Raw genomic sequence first — 16,826 nt, 5'->3', positions numbered from 1 at the left:
AGTGTAAAACGTATAATGGGAACAAACAAATAACATAAAAGTATAGTATATGTGTAACTAACGCGACTTGTTAATTAGTTTTTTACGTTGTTAATTATGTGTTTACGCGCTAATGCTGATCTTGTTGCGTCCCTCTGTTTTGGCACGGTACAACGCGGTATCGGCTGCGCAAATTAACGCCTCTGATGTACGGTATTGGTTATTAAATTCACACGCAATGCCTTGGCTTACACTTATTCTAAAATCACTGGGCAAACCTATATCTGTAAATGACATTGCATTGATTTTAATTTGAATATGTTTTGCAATTGCTGCGGCTGTGTCTTTTTGACACCTTGGTAATATAACGGCAAATTCTTCACCACCGTAACGCGCTGCTAAACAGTCATGAGAGGGCAGTGACTCGGCAATTATACTCGCTACTTTTTGTAAGCACTTATCACCTTTAACATGACCGAATCGATCGTTAAATAGTTTAAAATAATCAATATCAATTAATATAGTACTAATAGCCTGATTTGTTTGCACACTTTCTTGCCAATGTTTTTTTAATGATTCTTCCAAAGTAAGGCGGTTTGCAAGGCCTGTTAAGTGATCGGTTGTGGCTTGTTTTATTAAGCGGTTATATTGCTCTTTATGTGATGATAAATCATGTAAAACGCAAATAAATAAATTATCTGCAATAGCGATATTTTTAGGTAAGCTTGATATACATAAATCAGCATCAAGTGTTTTATTGTCGGCACGATTAATTTTAACTTCGTTTGGCCCTAAACTAATTGGCGAGTCTTTATGATCTAACCAGCTTAGTAGGGTATACATATATTTATCGCGGTCGGTATCGTGCAGGTAATGCAATAGGTTTTGACCAATTAACGCCTCTTGGTTATCACCAAAAAGTTGCGCAGCCATCGGGTTGGCAAATTCAAACGTGCCTTGACCATTGATGATAAAAACACCCTCAGCCATGTGTTGAAACATTTGTGCAATTAAAGCGAGCTGATCTGAGTTTATAGAGTTAGGTAACGCCCCCCCTGCGTGGTTTGTGATTTTGCTTGTTTGTTTATTTTTGTTGTTGGAAATAGACACACTCGTTCCTTTTTGCCAATGCAAACGTTTTTGGTGTCTATAAAGTTACTTAAAAAAGTGCAAATAAACCTTCCGGTAATCTTCTGGTTTTAAGTTGTTGTTTTAAAATAATAAAAGGCTCATTCTAAAGAGCCTTTAACAACATGATTTTAGTTTTCTCTATCATTTTCTACTTGTGGATCTGTACTTTCATAGTTTACACCGTTGCATTCAACATTAAAAATCATACAAACTATTCCTTTATTATCATCAGCGTCTGTAATATGAATACTTTGACCATTATCAATAATTTCATAGCTAAAGTCTTGAACACAGTTACCTTCAAGATTTGAAAACCTTGCTCCCGTAAATTGAAAACCTTTAGCAATAGTTGCCTCATCTAAAGTATATATTCCAAGGCTGTTTCTTTCTTTAACAGTACCACCACCTGAAACTTCTTGGCCATTTTGAAAATACGTAAATACCGCCTCATTGTTACTGTTAAGTGAAATGTTGACTGTAAAGTTGTAAGTTTGATTTTCGCGCATGTTGTTACCTTCTAATTGCGTTTTATAGTTTAAAGTTAGTAATACCTAACTCGATTAGTTTATTTCTAATTTCACTAATTTCACTTTCTTTTTCTAAGCAGGTATAAGCTTGTAGAAGAGGGTGGACTATTTTAATGCTTTTACTGCCATTGTTATTTTTTTTTATAGAGCTAATAATATTTTTACAGTTAGCTTTTCTAATTTCTTTGTCCTTTGCAAGCTTTGCTTTTATCAAGGTTATTTTTATAAATTCAGAGAAGTTTTCCATCTTTGAGGTGTTATTAATCCTCTCTTTAAATTCAGTGCTGCTTTCTAATTTTTTTAAAAGGCTTTCTGCTTTATTTAAATTGTTACGATTAATGAAGTAATGTATTAGACTAATTTGCATATTCACAACTTCTAAATTAGAAAACCCATTTATATCAATGTAATTCCTTATCCCATCTATTTTATTACTTTTGATGCTTTTTTCTAGTAGCATCAATTGATATGAAATAGCTCTATAATATTTACGTTTGAAGTATTTGTTTTCGGGATCTTGCAGACGAGCTTTATTTATAATGTTAGCCGCTTTTTCAGCTTTTAAATAAGCGCTACGTTTTTCTGGGAAATAACTTAAAAGATAGCTTTGTTGCATATAGGTATTAGCTAATAGATTTTGTAAGCTTGCATTTGTAGGTGTGAGTTCAATCATTGAGTTTAGTTGGATAACCGCTTGCTCTAACATGTTTAATGCTTCGTTTAGATTACCTAGATTTTCTTCTGTGCTAGCAATCCAACTGAGAGTATCAGCCTTATCTCGTAATAGGTTTTTATTGTTTGGTTTAAGCTCAAGTGCTTTGTTTTTTAGGTCTAAGGATTTAATAAAGCTTTGTTTGGCAGGTATAAAGTTTAACTGTTTCAAATACAGTGAGCCAAGCGAGTTATGTGAATAAGATAACTCTACAATGGAATTAAAGTCATTGGGTGCTAACGCGTACATTCGCTCGCTGTATTCTTGATACCGTTTGAACCAAGGCTCTGTAGCAGGGTAGTCAAGGTTATCATAATGTAACTGCCCCAGCCAAAATGCATTAGCCCCTGCGAGCATCAGTAAATCAAGGTTATTGGGTTGAATTTTTAGTAAAGATTCTAGGCGCGTTCGCGCATTTTCAAAGGCGGTAAAGGCTTCGTCGGTTTTGCCGCGCGAGTAGGCGACTTCGCCCATGGCCTCTAAGGTTTGAGCGTACTGAAAGCGGTTATTAAACTGAGCTTGTTTATCGCTAAAGTCAAATAATGACGCTGCTTCTTCATCTTGATTGGAAAAATACTCAAGAGCCTTATTGCTAATACCATCCAATAAATCCATGCGCTTAACGCTTCTGAGTTTGTCGGCAAATTCACCGACCATAAAACCCAGTAAACTCTCAGCTTCTTGGCGTTTTTGTTTTGCTACTTGCTCAGCGTGGTAGCTACGCACGCTCATAAATGTAGCAATAAAGGTTAAGCACACAAGTGTTGCTGCCGTGATTTGTAACACACGCTTTTTACGTTTTGCTTTTTTATTAGAGGCTTTTATTAAAGCAAGTTCATCGTTCGACAAGCTAAACATAGGGTTACTCACAAGGCTGTGTGCTTCTTGTAAGGGTTTACCTTGCGCTAGTAGGAAGTCGGTGTGTTTGTGTTCAAGCAGCCATCGCTCGGTGGCAAGTTGCACACGGCTTTTTATCGCTAAGCTTTGTTGATGCACAGCTACCCAGTCGATAGCGCGCTGCCAATGACGCAGCAGCGCTTCGTGGGCAAGGCTAAAACAGGCTTGTTCATTTTTAAGGTGCGATACAAACAAACGACTCTCGACCATGGCTTGCACAAGCTTAGTCTGTGCGGGGTTTGTAAGCTCGCTCCAACGTGCCGCGCGGCTGGTGAGTGTTTCGCCGTCTGGGTTTAGCGTGATCAGCCTTGAAAGCACAACGGCAAGTTCTGCTTGTTGCTCATTGGGTAATTGGCAGAATACCTGCTCGGCTTTTTGGCCAATCGCTCCTTCAATGGTGCCTAGGGCTTGGTATTCTGAAAATAGCAGTTCGCTGTCTGGGCTGCGCTGCAAATACAGCTGCTGCAAGGTGTATTGCAGCATAGGCAGTGCATCAGGGTTATTGGCGGTGTCATTACACAGCTGCTCATCAAGGGGGGTGTGATGTTCTGGGTGTGTTTGCCAACTTAAACCCGCTGCAAGTGCAGGCAAGCGGATCATTTGCTTTAGCTCTGAGCGTGTGGGTGCTAATAAATCAAAATGTGCGCCATTGGCTTTACCTGCCATTAAACTTGGTTGACTCACCACTTGCGGGTAAAAATCATTACGGCAAGCGCTAAAAATGATTATACAGTCACTGGTTGCTAAGCATTCTATGAGTTTTAAAAACTGACTGCGTTCGTCATTTGTGAACAAAGGCGATGATAATAAAACTTCTAAGCGGTCAATAAATAAAAATAAGTAGGGTTTGGTGTGTTCATTATTAAGCTCAGCCAGTGCAGCTTTGCAGCGACTAATAATATGCTCTGGTTGTGAGGTTAATAACTCGCACAGTGTTTCAGCACTCATATCACTGAGCACTGGGGCATCGTTTATTTCTAAATCGAGCAGGGTAGAGGCTAAATCTAGCAATAAGCGGTCTTTATTTACATCGGCAAAGTCTAATTGGCAGTAACTATGAACACGTATGCCATCATAGCCACTGGTATTCATTAAGGCAGGTAATACACCCGCGTTTACAAGGGATGACTTTCCTGAACCACTCGAACCTAAAATTAAACAAAAGGCACGGCCAAATTGAATCTGTGCAGATACTCGCTGTAATAAGGTTTCTATTTGCTTGTTGCGACCAAAAAATACTCCTGCTTGATCAGGCGAAAAAGCACTTAACCCAACAAAAGGCGAGTCACCTTGCCAAGCTGTTTGGCTGGCTTTTTGCTCTTCATCAAGGGGGAAGTTTATATTGGCAATTACGCGGTAACCACGCTTACGAATGGTTTCGATGTACTGCGGGTTACTGGCTTTGTCGTCGAATGCTTTACGAAGCTGCGTAATTACCTTGTGTAGCGGGTTATCGCCAAGCGCTACATGTGGCCAGCAGTGGCTGATAATTTCTTCGCTGGTTAACAGTTCACCCTGTTTTTCGCACAACAGCAATAATACATCCATCGCTTTTGGTTCAAGATGTTTGACTTGTTCGCCACGTCGTATTGAATTTGTGCTTGGGGTAACTTGCCATTCGCCAACAAAAAACAGCGCCGTACTCATAGTTTATCTTCTTTTTATTATTATCGGATGGACAGATTCAGATTCTGTTCAGGTAATTCTAGATTAATACAATATTATGAGTTTAACAGCAAGTCTGTTGTCTTTTTTGAAACTAAAAAAATCTTTACATGTCGTGTTTATAAAACTTTTTGTAAAGTTTATTTGACTTTTTGTTTTTGTAGGTTAATCTTTAGTCAAGTTAACTTTACTTTTAAGGTGAGAATAATGAATCAAACAGGATTAACATTTAAACAGCGCAATAAACAAAATACTTTAAACCTTGCTAAGTGGACGGTAGCGTGGTTGCTAACGCTTGCTATTGCCTCGTTTGGGCCGCATTTTTTATGGCAAGATCAAACGGTGATAACTGTTGCCGCAATCGTTATAAATATACTTGTTGGCGTGATGATGATTTTAGCAAACAAGCGACAGCTTCAGGGCATGGATGAATTACAGCAACGGGTACAACTCAATGCCATGGGGATCACACTAGGTGCAAGCTTGGTATTTGGGTTAGCCTATTCGTTGTTACAATCGAGCGGATTAGTGCATTTTAACGAAGATATCTCACATTTAGTTTTGTTTATGGGCGTGACCTATTTAGTGTGCATTTTAGTTATGAATAAGCAGTTAAATGACGAGGATGAAGCATGAAAAACCGCTTGAAAGTGCTGCGTGCTGAGCATAACTACACCCAAGCAAAATTAGCCGAATTACTCGATGTATCAAGGCAAACAGTGAATGCCATCGAAAAAGGTAAATTTGACCCAAGTTTGCCACTGGCATTTAAAGCCGCACGTTTGTTTAACTTAAGTATCGAAGAGATATTTCAGGATGAATAAAGGTGTTGCAAGCAGTAGGTGGCGTTTAACAGCGAATGTTAAAGCATTCTTGTTAAACGCCATTTCTCTGGACGATATAAAATCGCAGCTACATTTTTTGCTAACTTTCGACTCGTAGCTTTTTCATTTGTATCGCGCTTAATGACCACATTAAAAAGCCACCCAAAAAGAGCGCCGCAGATACATAGCCTGTTTGGCTTGGCAGTGCGCCTTCGGCAATGGCCATACCGCCAAGCCAAGGACCAATGGCATTGGCTGTATTAAACGCACATTGCACGAGTGCGCCTATCATTGCATGGCCTTGTGGTGATACATCCATTAACAGCGATTGGATCACAGTACCTAAACCAACGCTAAAGCCAATAAAGAAAATAACCGCATATAACAGCCAAATATTGTGGCTGGCGCTCACATAACTGGCTGCAAATACAACAGCACCAATTAGCGCTGCCCCAGTGGTTTTTAATGGCGAGCGGTCAGCGGCTTTACCCAGTATATAGTTCCCTAAAGTACAGCCAATTCCAAACATAATCATGGCAATAGAAATCGTGTAAGCTGGTGTGTGAGTCACCACTAAAATAGTGTCGGCTATGTAGGTGTAAACACAAAATACGCCACCAAAACCAATAATAATGATACCTAGAATCGTCCACACCAGCTTATTTTTAAGCACACTGAGTTCATCTAAAATCGACGTGGGTGTCGTATTTTTTACGTTGGGTACGTACTTAACAATGAGTGCCAAAGCCACTAAAGCGAGTAAGGCAGTACCTGCTAGGCAATAACGCCAACTAAAGTTTTGCCCAACGAGGGTAACCATAGGCACACCGACAATTGTTGCAACGGTTAAGCCCATAAATACTTTTGACATAAAGCTTGCGCGTTTGTCGGCAGGGGCAATGTCGGCGGCGAGTAAAATAGCCGCGGCAAAGTATGCACCATGTGGTAAACCGCTCAAAAAACGAAATAAAATCAGCTGTTCGAGTGAGTTTGCAAAAGCGCTTAAGCCATTGAATAAAAACATCATACTGACAAACATCAAGAGCGCATTACGTTTACGCATATTTGCTGTGGTGATCATAAAAAGTGGTGCACCCACAACGACACCAATTGCATAGGCACTAATGGCATAACCGCTTTGTGCGGGCGTTGATGAAAATGTTTCGCTGATCAGGGGCAGCATTGGCATCATAGAAAATTCAGACAAGCCTAAAATAAACGTGCCCAAAGCCAGTACTATCAGAATGGTAAACGTGCTTACGTTGCCTTGATTATTGGCTACGGTAGTCATGGAGATCCTTTAAAAATTGATTTTGAAAACGCCAGCAACAGTAGGCTGTTCTGGTATGAGATGTGTGCCCATTGCTATTGTAATACAAATTAACGATACTGATATAGTATTTTTTGGAACGTTCTACATTTGTTTGTTATAAGAAATTAAGCTGAACTTCTTAAGTCTTTGCTGTTCAAAATAAATACATATAAAAAGCCGACTATACTTGGTTTTACTGGCTTGGTTTTGAAGGAGAGCATAATGAAAAAGATATTTGCTTGTATCGATGGTTCATGTATGACCAATGCAGTGACAGAAGCTGCTATTTGGATAGCCAAGCGTACTGATTACCCAGTTAACTTTTTACATGCTTTAGAGCCCCCTTTGCCACAAGGCCGTGATGATCTAACCGCGATTATTGGCTTAGGGTCGCAAACGTCCTTACTTAAGCAATTGACAAAACTGGAAGTTGAACGCAACAAAATGGCTTCTGAGCATGGCAAGCTGCTGCTTGAAGAAGCGGTAAAAAAAGCACAACATGCAGGAATGACTGCGGTTGAGCATCAGCAGTTTTCTATGAGTTTAGTGGACGCTTTACTTGATAATGAAGACGATGCAAGGGTGATGATTATTGGCCGTTCTGGCAAGGGCCACTATGATGACTTTAAAGTATTAGGCTCACATATCGAAACTTTAATTCGCCAAGTGCATACACCCGTTGCGATAGTGCCGCCACACTTCCATGAGCCAACTAATTTTATGTTTGCCTATGATGGTAGCGAACATACAGACAAAGCAATAACACAGATTATTAACGGGGGGATTTTAACAGGGTTAGATTGCCATTTAGTGATGGTTGATAAACAAGACGGTCAATGCCAAGACAAGCTAGATACAGCCTCGGCAAGGCTGGTTGAGCATGGTTTTAATGTTAGAACCCGAATGCTTGATGGTGATGTATACGAGGCGTTATGGCGTTATAAAAGTGATCACGCCGTTGATTTAATGGTGATGGGGGCATTTGGTCACTCTAAATGGCGACAATTCTTTTTAGGCAGCACGACGCTAAAAATGCTTGAAGATAGCCGTATTCCTTTGGTTGTGCTGCGCTAATATTTTGACCCCTGCGCACTGGGTGCGACAATATGTCGCGTGTTCAGACTAATTAATGAGTTTTATAATCCACTTATTAATTAACTATCTTATTTTTAAAGATTTATGAACACGCAACTCTCTCGTCCTGGTTTTTCATTTTCTAAAATTGCAGCTGCACTTAGCTGTGTTTTAAGTATTTCGGTTTTTGCTGATGATTCGATTGAAGTAATTGAAGTACAAGGTCATACCCAAAATAATCATCAACTCGTTGGCTCTGCCGATTCATTGTTATCTGATTTAGGCGTTGATTTTTCAGCGGCAGGTGGGGTGTCTAACTTACCTGTTATGAATGGCATGATGGGCGATAGAGTTAAAGTACTCGTTGATGGTGCTGATGTCACTGCGGCGTGTGCTAATCAAATGAACCCGCCATTATCTTACGTGTCGGCGAATCAAATTTCGTCTTACAGCGTGGTTGCAGGTGTATCGCCGGTGAGCAGTGGTGGCGATAATATTGCTGGTGTTATTAGGGTAAACACGATTGCCCTCGAGTTTAGCGATACAGACTCACTTAATTGGCGTGCAGGTTATGTTACCGCTCAGTACAAAAGTGTTAACGACAGCCAAGCGTATGGCCTAGGTGCAAGCCTTACAAGTAAACAGTTTAGCCTGTCTTATCAAGGCAGCTTTGAAGATGCCAATAGCTATGATGATGGTCATGGTGACCGCGTACTCGATACTTTATATCGTGTGCAAAATCATGCCCTAACGGGTGCTGTTCGTGACAATAAACAGCAACTTGTCGTTAAATTAAGCCATCAAAAAATTCCCTACCAAGGCTTTCCCAATCAATACATGGATATGACCGATAACACCAGTTACGGATTAGTTGCTCAGTATCAGCGCGAACTTACAGACAGTCATTTACATGTGCAAGTGAACTATCATGATGTGAAGCACGAAATGGGTTTTTTTAGTGCAGAAAAAACAGGCATGATGCCAATGAATACAGATGCTAAAGACTACAGTTATCAAATACATTGGCGCACTGACTTAACAAAGCAATCATCATTGATGCTAGGACAAGAGTATTATAATTATCGTATTGATGATTGGTGGCCTGCGGTTGCAGGGTCAATGATGATGGGCCCGAACGAATACATTAATATCAATGGAGGAAAACGCGATCGCCTAGGGGCATTTGCTGAGTACCAAAATCAAGTCAACCAAGCTTGGTGGTTATCGGCAGGTGTGCGTGTTGAGCAAGTAACAACTAATACAGGTGATGTACAGGCTTATAACGAAGGCGGCATGGGTCGTATGGGCTCGATGATGCATATGTCGAAAACCGATGCGCAAGCGGCGATGGAATTTAACCAATTAGACCGTAAACGTGACGACACCTTGGTTGATATGAGCCTCCTTGCGCGCTACCAATTAACTAACAACGATGAGCTGCAATTTGGCCTTGCACGCAAAAACCGTGCGCCCAATTTATATGAGCGTTATAGCTGGGGTGTTGGTACGATGGCAACCACCATGATCGGTTGGTTTGGTGATGGTAACGGCTATATTGGTAACCCAGATTTAGAAGCCGAAACGGCTCATACTTTGAGCGCTAGCTACACTAAGCTCGCTAAAGACGATAGTTGGCAAATAACAGCAAACATCTGGTACACGCAAGTAAGTGATTACATTGATGCTGAGGTAACTAAAAGCTTTAACCGCACCGACATGGCGCATACAGAACGCAATATTCTGACGTTTACGAATCTAGATGCCACACTTTATGGCGCTAAACTTGCTGGATTAGTTGAGCTTCATAATTCAAAGCAAGCAGGAAAGTGGCAATTAAAAGGCTCATTAACCAGTAGTCATGGCGAACGTGATGATAGTAATGAAGACTTATATCAAATCATGCCACTAAACACTAAGCTGAGTGTGGAGCACGAATACAAAGGTTGGCAAAACGCATTGAGCTGGCAGTGGGTTGATAGTAAAACCAATGTTGATGAGCGTCGTTTAGAAAATAAAACCGACAGCTATCAGTTATTGGCTATCTCAAGTCAGAAAACATGGCAAAATTTAACCTTTAAGTTGGCAATTACTAACTTACTTGATGAATACTACCAACAGCCACTCGGTGGGGTGAGTATTGCTAATTACAAGCAAGATATGAGTAAGGGTTTTGAGCAGCTTGCAGGGCAAGGCCGCTCGTATAATGCCAGCATTAGTTATCGGTTTTAGGGAAGGGATTTTATATTTGTAGGCGTGAAATTTATTGCGCGTGTTGCGCGATGTAAAATCGCGCCTACAACCTGCTTACACGCCTCGTGTTACTTAATCGGCAAATAAATATCTGTTTGCAAGTCGCATTCATCAACTTCATGGATGAGGTTGAGGTAATGAAAGAAACACGGGAAATCACGAACTTCTTCACCACTTTGCACTAGCCATTCACGATACAAGTAGTAAACCATATCGCTAATAGTATCGTGAGAACCATTGTGGCGCACTACTGCGCAGCGACCTGCTGGAATTTCACCATTTCGCACACCTTGCGAATTTTCTGTTATAGGACGTGTGATACTGCCTGCAAAGTCAAAACGAAATGCATGATCTTCAGTCGTGGCAGGGTCGCTATACGGGATCCCATAAGTGCGACTGGTTTTAACGGGTGAAAAACCAGATTCTTTACGCCACTCAATAAATTTTGCGGCGGTATTCATAAGTGTATTTGCAGAACCTTGGTGAGTAAGTAACGCCACCGGCTGTGCTTTAAAATCAACAATGTTTACATTCATAGGGCAAACCTTTTTGTCAGGTAATGAAAATTCAAACTGTGTGTGCCAATTAGGCCAGTTTGGTTTGCTTCTGAACTCGCTAGGCGACTGCGTAAAAGTGCGCTTAAAAGCACGGCTAAATGCTTCAGGGCTATCGAATTGTGCCTCTAGAGCGATGTCGATAATTTTTATTTGCTGCTCAAACGCGAGCCGAAATGAGGCGCGTTTTAAGCGAGCAAGTTGCGTATACTTTGTGATGCTTATGCCTACACCAGCAACAAATAAACGATGAAAATGATATTTTGAGCAACACGCCACCTCACTTAATTTTTCCAGTGATAGAGACTCATCGAGATGTTGGCTTATATAATCACAGGCCAGCTCAATACGTTGTTGTTGCTTCGTTTTCATGGTTACTCGTTAATGCTTTTCAGAAGTGAGGCCAGTGTGCCATCACTTAAAAGTACCTACCTGATTGAAATTGCGCATTTTGAGTTTAGTTGATAGCCGTCACTTTAAAGGTGTTTTGATATAGCAATTGTTGGTTTGCGCCCATCACATCTAATGTCCAAGTACCTGGAGTCGATGTTTCATCTAAAGTGCGGTAAGTAGACCATTCATCAAGAGGGTTGCCCCATAAAGTTTGGTAATACACATAGTCATTTTCTTCAGAAGAGTTTGGTTTGAAGTGCCATTTTGTAAATACAACCAAGCGATCTTTTCGGTTATCAATACCTTCACGGTTCATTGAAAACTGAATTCCAAAGCGCTGTTTTTCGTTCAGTGTATATGAAAATTCCGTATCCTTATTGAGTTGTTCAATACTAGAACGGCCATTAAATTTTTCAGATAAAACTAGTTTAAATAACCCAGTCCGTTCTAACTCCAATATTGTATTTGGATAATCAAGCCCATACAGTTTTTCAATTACTTTCTGAATTCTTTCCAGTTCTTGAGCTGAATATTGACCTTCCAGCATTAGCAGGGCTATCTGCTCTCTAATATCTCCCTGTGAGTTACTGTCAATTTTTTCAGCATACTCTTCAATTAAACTAAGACATTTTTCTGTATTTCTAAACTTATTATCAGCAATGCAATAGACGACTGCTAAGTTAAATGCGTTCTTAACTGTTTGTTCTTTATCATAAAGCTCTTGAGAGTACTTTTGAGCCTTTTTAAAGTCAGGCTCCACAAGTAAGCTGTAAGAATAAATAAAACTTAGTCTTTCTTTAGCATTTACATAGCCTAAATCCGCCGAGCGGCTGTAATACTCAATAGCTTTTTTAATATCGACCAGTCTATCATCACCACGATGATAATAACTACCGACATTGAATATTGCTCGATCATGATCTAAGTTGGCTGCCAATTGGTAGTATTTAAAGCTATCTTTTTTACGATCAGTCTCTATTGCTTTACTGTCAAAAGTATCAGCTAACAATATTGCATCATGTTGAACTGTTTTTTTCTCTGATTCTCTATAGTGAGTCAATGCACTGTTAAGCTTGAGTTTTCTCTCAATAAAGTCGTTGGCTAAGGCTGCTTCTATTTGATCGTAATACCAATTCTGATGACCATGCCTAGAGCCTTCGAAAAACGCTTTTTCTACATCATGGCCTAAACGTTTTAAAACATAGTAAAAGCGGTTACTTTGCTCAAAGCCAGATATTTCATCTTGTTTGCCAGCGATAATAAGCACTGGGGCTTTTAAAGATGTAGCCTGATATACGGGCGAAATATCTTTTAAATCTTGGCTATATTCACCAACCGTACGCTTTATAAGCTCTTGATAATCTTTAGTTAAGGCGATATTACTTGCGTTATAGAGTAGAGGTAAGTCATAAATACCAAAACTTGCAATCACGCATTCATAAATATCAGGGTGTTTAATTGCTAACATAACCGCAGAGTAACCGCCATAGCTTGCGCCAATAGAGCAGATATGTTTAAAGCTATGTTGTGAACGAATATGTGCTACTGCGGCAGAAATGTCTTGTTCAATGAGATTACCAAATTGACCAACACCGCTTTCTAAAAACTCTTTACCAAACCCCGCTGAGCCTCTGAAATTAACACGTAAAATGGTAAAGCCACGAGAGGCAAGGTATTGTACTTCAGGGTTAAATTCATCACTTTCACGAATACCAATCGGGCCACCATGGGGCATCACTAATAGTACTTGCTTGTCGTTGTTTATAGGTTTGGTTAAATAACCTTCAAGGTTAGTCCCATCAAAAGCTTTAAAGTTAAAAAACGATGTTTTAGCGTACGTTGCGTCTTTATTTTTATCGGTAGAGAATAATAATTCAATTTGGTTAGCTTCAGCTCTGTATAAAAAGTACTTACCTGGAATCGTTGAGGAATGGTTGTAAAGAATATGAATTTTTCCGTCTAATGAGCTATTTACCCAGAAGAATTGCTCATCTCCTAAAGCTTCAGCAACTTTACTATGTAACTGTTTATATGTATCTACAAAATAGTCAGTCGTATATTTACCATGTTTGATATACGAGGCGGCGATTAATGTGCCATTATCACCAAGTTCTGCTGACTGAATGTCATATTTGGGATGTTGATAAAGAGTGTCGGTGATTTCTTGCGTGTTGATATTAAAGAGGCTTACTTGGCTCTTATCTGTATTTTTGTTGGTAATGACGGCTAGGTGATTTTGGTCAGTGAATCCAATAGGTAAAAACTGATAATCTGCGTCGGTGAGTGTAAAAAGGGGTATCCACTTCTCATTACCAATAACCTTATAGAAGAACTGTAAGCTTTTTTCGTCAATATCAAATTGAGCAGTGAATAATTGCTGCTTATGCTCGTCAAAAAAATAGTTGCTAGCGCCTTTTAAACCTTTCTCAATGGGGGAGAAAGAGCTTAGGTTATCTTCGTATAAAATATCCAGAGGTACCTTATAAAGAAACGTATTCTTTTTACCTGGTTTGGCGAATAAAATGTGTTCAGAATCGTTTGATAACCTATCGACTATGTATCCTTTGGTTGTTACTCTGTGCTGTTCGAACTTTGGCTTTTCTTCACTTTCTGTGACATTGATTACTGCGCTATAGTTTGAGTTATACTCACCATTCACACGTACGAAGATGTCGTCATTACTCAGCCATTCATAATTATAAAAATTATCCTTTTCCTTGAGTTTAACTGCATAGTACATTTCCATCGTTTTCATATCGATGATGTTGAGGGTTTTGGTTCTATCTTCTTGCGCTTCTAAAAAGCTGATCCATCGGCCACTGGGCGAGATCATAACTTGGCTTTGATCGGGCGAATACATTAAGTCTTTACTTGATAACATTTCAGCATGCAAAGGAAAGATAAAAAATAATAAGATAAGTAGCTTTTTCATTATTTTGCTTCCTGCTGCGAAAATGTTTGCTCTAAATAATCAAAGAAGGAGTCTTCTCCTGGGCCACCATAATTTAGCGAACGACCAGATAAAATAGAAGGGTAGGTTTGTTCCATGTATTGCAGTGCTTCAGAGCTTCTGTTCTCTAAAACAATGTGAGAGCGAGTATACCAAAAACCTATCGTAGAAATATCTAAATGACCTACATAATTAATTTTTTTAGCAGAAAGAGTGAATTGCCAACTTTCTTCATCGTTATCAAATTCAAGATAGGAATATCGGTTTAAGTTTAACCGAGTGATGGTGTAATCACCCAGTGGTAGATTGGCTAAAATATAATTACTACCACTACGAATATCCTTAGCTGTAAGAACTATTGACTTTGGACCATCAATATAAATGGCTTTTAAACTACGGTTAGTTTCTATACCAATCAGTAGATAACCTTCATCGGCTTTAGATAGCGTGTCTCGGTCTTCTTTAATATTGGTAACTTTAGATGCGCATGCACTTAATAAAAGCGCACAGCTAAGCAGCAATAAACGTTTCATTCCCTTGTATCTTATTGTTGTTATTTTATTAATTTTAAATTACTCAAAAATCGGAACTATGTGAAGCTCTTTTTGTGAATGAGTGTGAAAAGTAAGCGTGAAATTTATTTCGCGCGAAGGTTTATGTTTTGCGTGGCTTTTAAAACGCGCCAAGCAAGCGTGACGCCTACGGATAATATGGGGAATTTCGCATATTGCGCGATGTAAAATCGCGCCGACGATAACTTTTTAACTTTCTTGTTCAGCTTCTTGCTGTGCTCGCTTTTCGCGCTCTGCTTTTGACACATAAGCAGGTTTGTTGCTTTTATGCAGTTTCTCATTGGCGCGTTTATCTTTTTGTTTAAGTTTAGTGAAGATCTTTTTTCTACGATTCATGGGGTCAACAAACAATAAAATGGGGTGAGTCGACATTGTACCTTGTAATTAATTTTAAGCCGACACTTTTTGCTTAAATAAGAGATTTCATGTCAGAGCTATAACCGTTACAATTAAAACGTACTCTCTAAAAACCTTTAAAACTCTGGAGCTTATCTTGAAACATTCATTACTTGCTGCACTTTTATTAAGTGCATTTTCTAGTCAGGCAGCTGTGTCTGAGCAAAGTGAAAAGCTGGCAAATTATGCGGTAGAACAGTATCAACAAGCGCAAATACATACCCTTGGAAATTTAGTCTCTTACCCTACGGTAAACAAAGAAGGCCTTGCAACACCAGATAACCCAGACTTTATTGGTTTTAAGTCGTTTTTAAAAATGAAAGCGGCGCAGTTTGGTTTTGACTATCAAGATTTAGGTTACACCGTCCTGATTGGTATGGGTGATCAAAACGACAAAGTAACGATTGTCACTCATGGAGATGTACAACCTGCAGATGCCAGTAAATGGCAGCAAAGTCCATTTAAAATGGACAAAACCTCAGAGCCTGGCAAGCTCATCGCCCGCGGTACCGAAGACGATAAAGGAGCGATTGCGACTGCGCTTCACGCGATGAAGGCGATTAAAGATAACGGTATTACTTTAAATAACCGTATTGAGCTTATGGTTTACCTTGCAGAAGAGTCTGACTGGGCACCATTACAAGAGTTTATGAAAACTTACCAGCAGCCAAAATATGCTGTAACCATTGATGCGTCATACCCAGTGGTTGTAGCTGAAAAAGGCTGGAGCTTAATTGCGCCGACTTTCTCAGCGACCTCAGCGCAAACAGGTTTATATGTGAGTGATTTAAAAGGGGGGGCCTTTGTTAGTCAAATCCCTGAAGATGCGAGTGTACTCGTACATAATGCAGACGCGGCAACAGTGGCTAAATTACACGACAATGTAGCGAAACTTAAAAACGTCAAAGTAGCGATTAAAGAGCAAACTGACGGTTTATTAGTGCAAGTTAAGGGTACCTCTGCACATTCCTCTGAGCCTGAGTCAGGTGAAAATGCCATTGCACACTTAGCTGAGGTATTTAAAGGGATTGATCTTGAGAATAACAGTGATGGTCAAGCAATTGAGTTTATTAACCAGTTGATTGGCCTTGATTTATATGGCGCACAATTTGGTGATATTGGTTACGAGCATGATTTTATGGGGCCAATGACAGTGTCGCCAACAGTGCTTACTCGCCAAGGTAATGATATTAAATTGTCTGTTAATATGCGTCGCCCCGTTGGTAAAGAAGAAGCTGTGCTCAAGCAGCAAATTAATGAAGCATTGAGTAAATGGCAGTCACGTAATGAGGTGACTTTAAAAGACACGGATATCGTGATTGGCACACCAATGTTGTTAGATGGCGCTCCGCATGCACAAGCACTCCTAGATATCTTCAAGCACTTTAGCGGTGACCAAGACGCAGGGTTTGTGTCAATCGGTGGCGGCACAAATGCAAAGCTATTTGATAATGCGGTTTCGTTTGGCCCATCAATGCCTGGTAAAAAATACACTGGCCACTCAGAGCATGAGTTTATCACCGAAGAGCAGCTTGCGCTTAACTTAAAAATGTATACAGCGATGATGATGCAGCTTGGTAATATGTAATC

At 39.8% G+C, this 16,826-nt stretch carries 13 protein-coding genes; 5 read left to right on the top strand and 8 right to left on the bottom strand.

Translation table 11 applies throughout. The features are described 5' to 3' along the window. Window positions 1-102 precede the first annotated feature (102 nt). The 3 genes from L3V41_RS10530 to L3V41_RS10520 all read right to left on the bottom strand — a co-directional run bounded on the left by L3V41_RS10530 (window position 103) and on the right by L3V41_RS10520 (window position 4,893). Window positions 103-1,089 carry a sensor domain-containing diguanylate cyclase gene (locus tag L3V41_RS10530; protein WP_237127687.1) on the bottom strand — a complete coding sequence of 329 codons (987 nt, stop codon included), beginning with the start codon at window positions 1,087-1,089 and terminating at the stop codon, window positions 103-105. Window positions 1,090-1,238: 149 nt separating this feature from the next. Further along, on the bottom strand, window positions 1,239-1,616 hold the full coding sequence (locus L3V41_RS10525; RefSeq protein ID WP_237127686.1) for a DP-EP family protein: 378 nt from the start codon (window positions 1,614-1,616) through the stop codon (window positions 1,239-1,241). Between the two features lie 22 nt (window positions 1,617-1,638). Then, the gene (locus L3V41_RS10520) at window positions 1,639-4,893 is read right to left on the bottom strand and encodes a transcriptional regulator (protein WP_237127685.1); all 3,255 of its coding nucleotides are present in this window, start codon (window positions 4,891-4,893) and stop codon (window positions 1,639-1,641) included. Window positions 4,894-5,118: 225 nt separating this feature from the next. Between L3V41_RS10520 and L3V41_RS10515 the strand changes: the two genes are divergently transcribed. Next, entirely contained in the window at window positions 5,119-5,547 is a 429-nt protein-coding gene (locus L3V41_RS10515) for a hypothetical protein (RefSeq protein WP_237115008.1), read from the top strand. Beyond that, window positions 5,544-5,735, top strand: coding sequence for a helix-turn-helix transcriptional regulator (locus L3V41_RS10510; RefSeq protein WP_062570454.1), 192 nt, complete (start codon window positions 5,544-5,546; stop codon window positions 5,733-5,735). The genes L3V41_RS10515 and L3V41_RS10510 overlap by 4 nt, the downstream gene beginning before the upstream one ends. 100 nt (window positions 5,736-5,835) lie before the next feature. Here the strand turns inward: L3V41_RS10510 and L3V41_RS10505 are convergent, their stop codons facing one another. Beyond that, window positions 5,836-7,026 carry an MFS transporter gene (locus tag L3V41_RS10505; RefSeq protein ID WP_193988534.1) on the bottom strand — a complete coding sequence of 397 codons (1,191 nt, stop codon included), beginning with the start codon at window positions 7,024-7,026 and terminating at the stop codon, window positions 5,836-5,838. Window positions 7,027-7,269: 243 nt separating this feature from the next. On the opposite strand from L3V41_RS10505, the gene L3V41_RS10500 reads away from it, so the two are divergent. Together L3V41_RS10500 and L3V41_RS10495 are read left to right on the top strand one after the other, a co-directional pair. Beyond that, entirely contained in the window at window positions 7,270-8,121 is an 852-nt protein-coding gene (locus L3V41_RS10500; RefSeq protein WP_237127684.1) for a universal stress protein, read from the top strand. A 105-nt stretch (window positions 8,122-8,226) separates the two neighbouring features. Then, on the top strand, window positions 8,227-10,350 hold the full coding sequence (locus L3V41_RS10495) for a TonB-dependent receptor (RefSeq protein ID WP_237127683.1): 2,124 nt from the start codon (window positions 8,227-8,229) through the stop codon (window positions 10,348-10,350). A gap of 89 nt (window positions 10,351-10,439) precedes the next feature. Here L3V41_RS10495 and L3V41_RS10490 read toward each other — a convergent pair whose 3' ends face one another. The 4 genes from L3V41_RS10490 to L3V41_RS10475 all read right to left on the bottom strand — a co-directional run bounded on the left by L3V41_RS10490 (window position 10,440) and on the right by L3V41_RS10475 (window position 15,176). Continuing rightward, on the bottom strand, window positions 10,440-11,297 hold the full coding sequence (locus tag L3V41_RS10490; protein WP_237127682.1) for an AraC family transcriptional regulator: 858 nt from the start codon (window positions 11,295-11,297) through the stop codon (window positions 10,440-10,442). Window positions 11,298-11,382: 85 nt separating this feature from the next. Continuing rightward, on the bottom strand, window positions 11,383-14,250 hold the full coding sequence (locus tag L3V41_RS10485) for a prolyl oligopeptidase family serine peptidase (RefSeq protein ID WP_237127681.1): 2,868 nt from the start codon (window positions 14,248-14,250) through the stop codon (window positions 11,383-11,385). Further along, window positions 14,250-14,801 (bottom strand): hypothetical protein, encoded by a 552-nt coding sequence (locus tag L3V41_RS10480; protein ID WP_237127680.1) that lies wholly within the window; start codon window positions 14,799-14,801, stop codon window positions 14,250-14,252. Before L3V41_RS10480 ends, L3V41_RS10485 begins: the two co-directional genes overlap by 1 nt. A gap of 228 nt (window positions 14,802-15,029) precedes the next feature. After that, the gene (locus L3V41_RS10475; protein ID WP_083515370.1) at window positions 15,030-15,176 is read right to left on the bottom strand and encodes a DUF2986 domain-containing protein; all 147 of its coding nucleotides are present in this window, start codon (window positions 15,174-15,176) and stop codon (window positions 15,030-15,032) included. Between the two features lie 157 nt (window positions 15,177-15,333). Here L3V41_RS10475 and L3V41_RS10470 point away from each other — a divergent pair, with 157 nt between their 5' ends. Next, entirely contained in the window at window positions 15,334-16,824 is a 1,491-nt protein-coding gene (locus L3V41_RS10470; RefSeq protein WP_062570460.1) for a dipeptidase, read from the top strand. Window positions 16,825-16,826 lie beyond the last annotated feature (2 nt).

The sequence above is a fragment of the Pseudoalteromonas sp. L21 genome (assembly GCF_021728035.1).
GTDB classification, from domain to species: Bacteria; Pseudomonadota; Gammaproteobacteria; order Enterobacterales; family Alteromonadaceae; genus Pseudoalteromonas; species Pseudoalteromonas arabiensis.
This window is presented reverse-complemented; position numbering and strand designations above follow the sequence as displayed.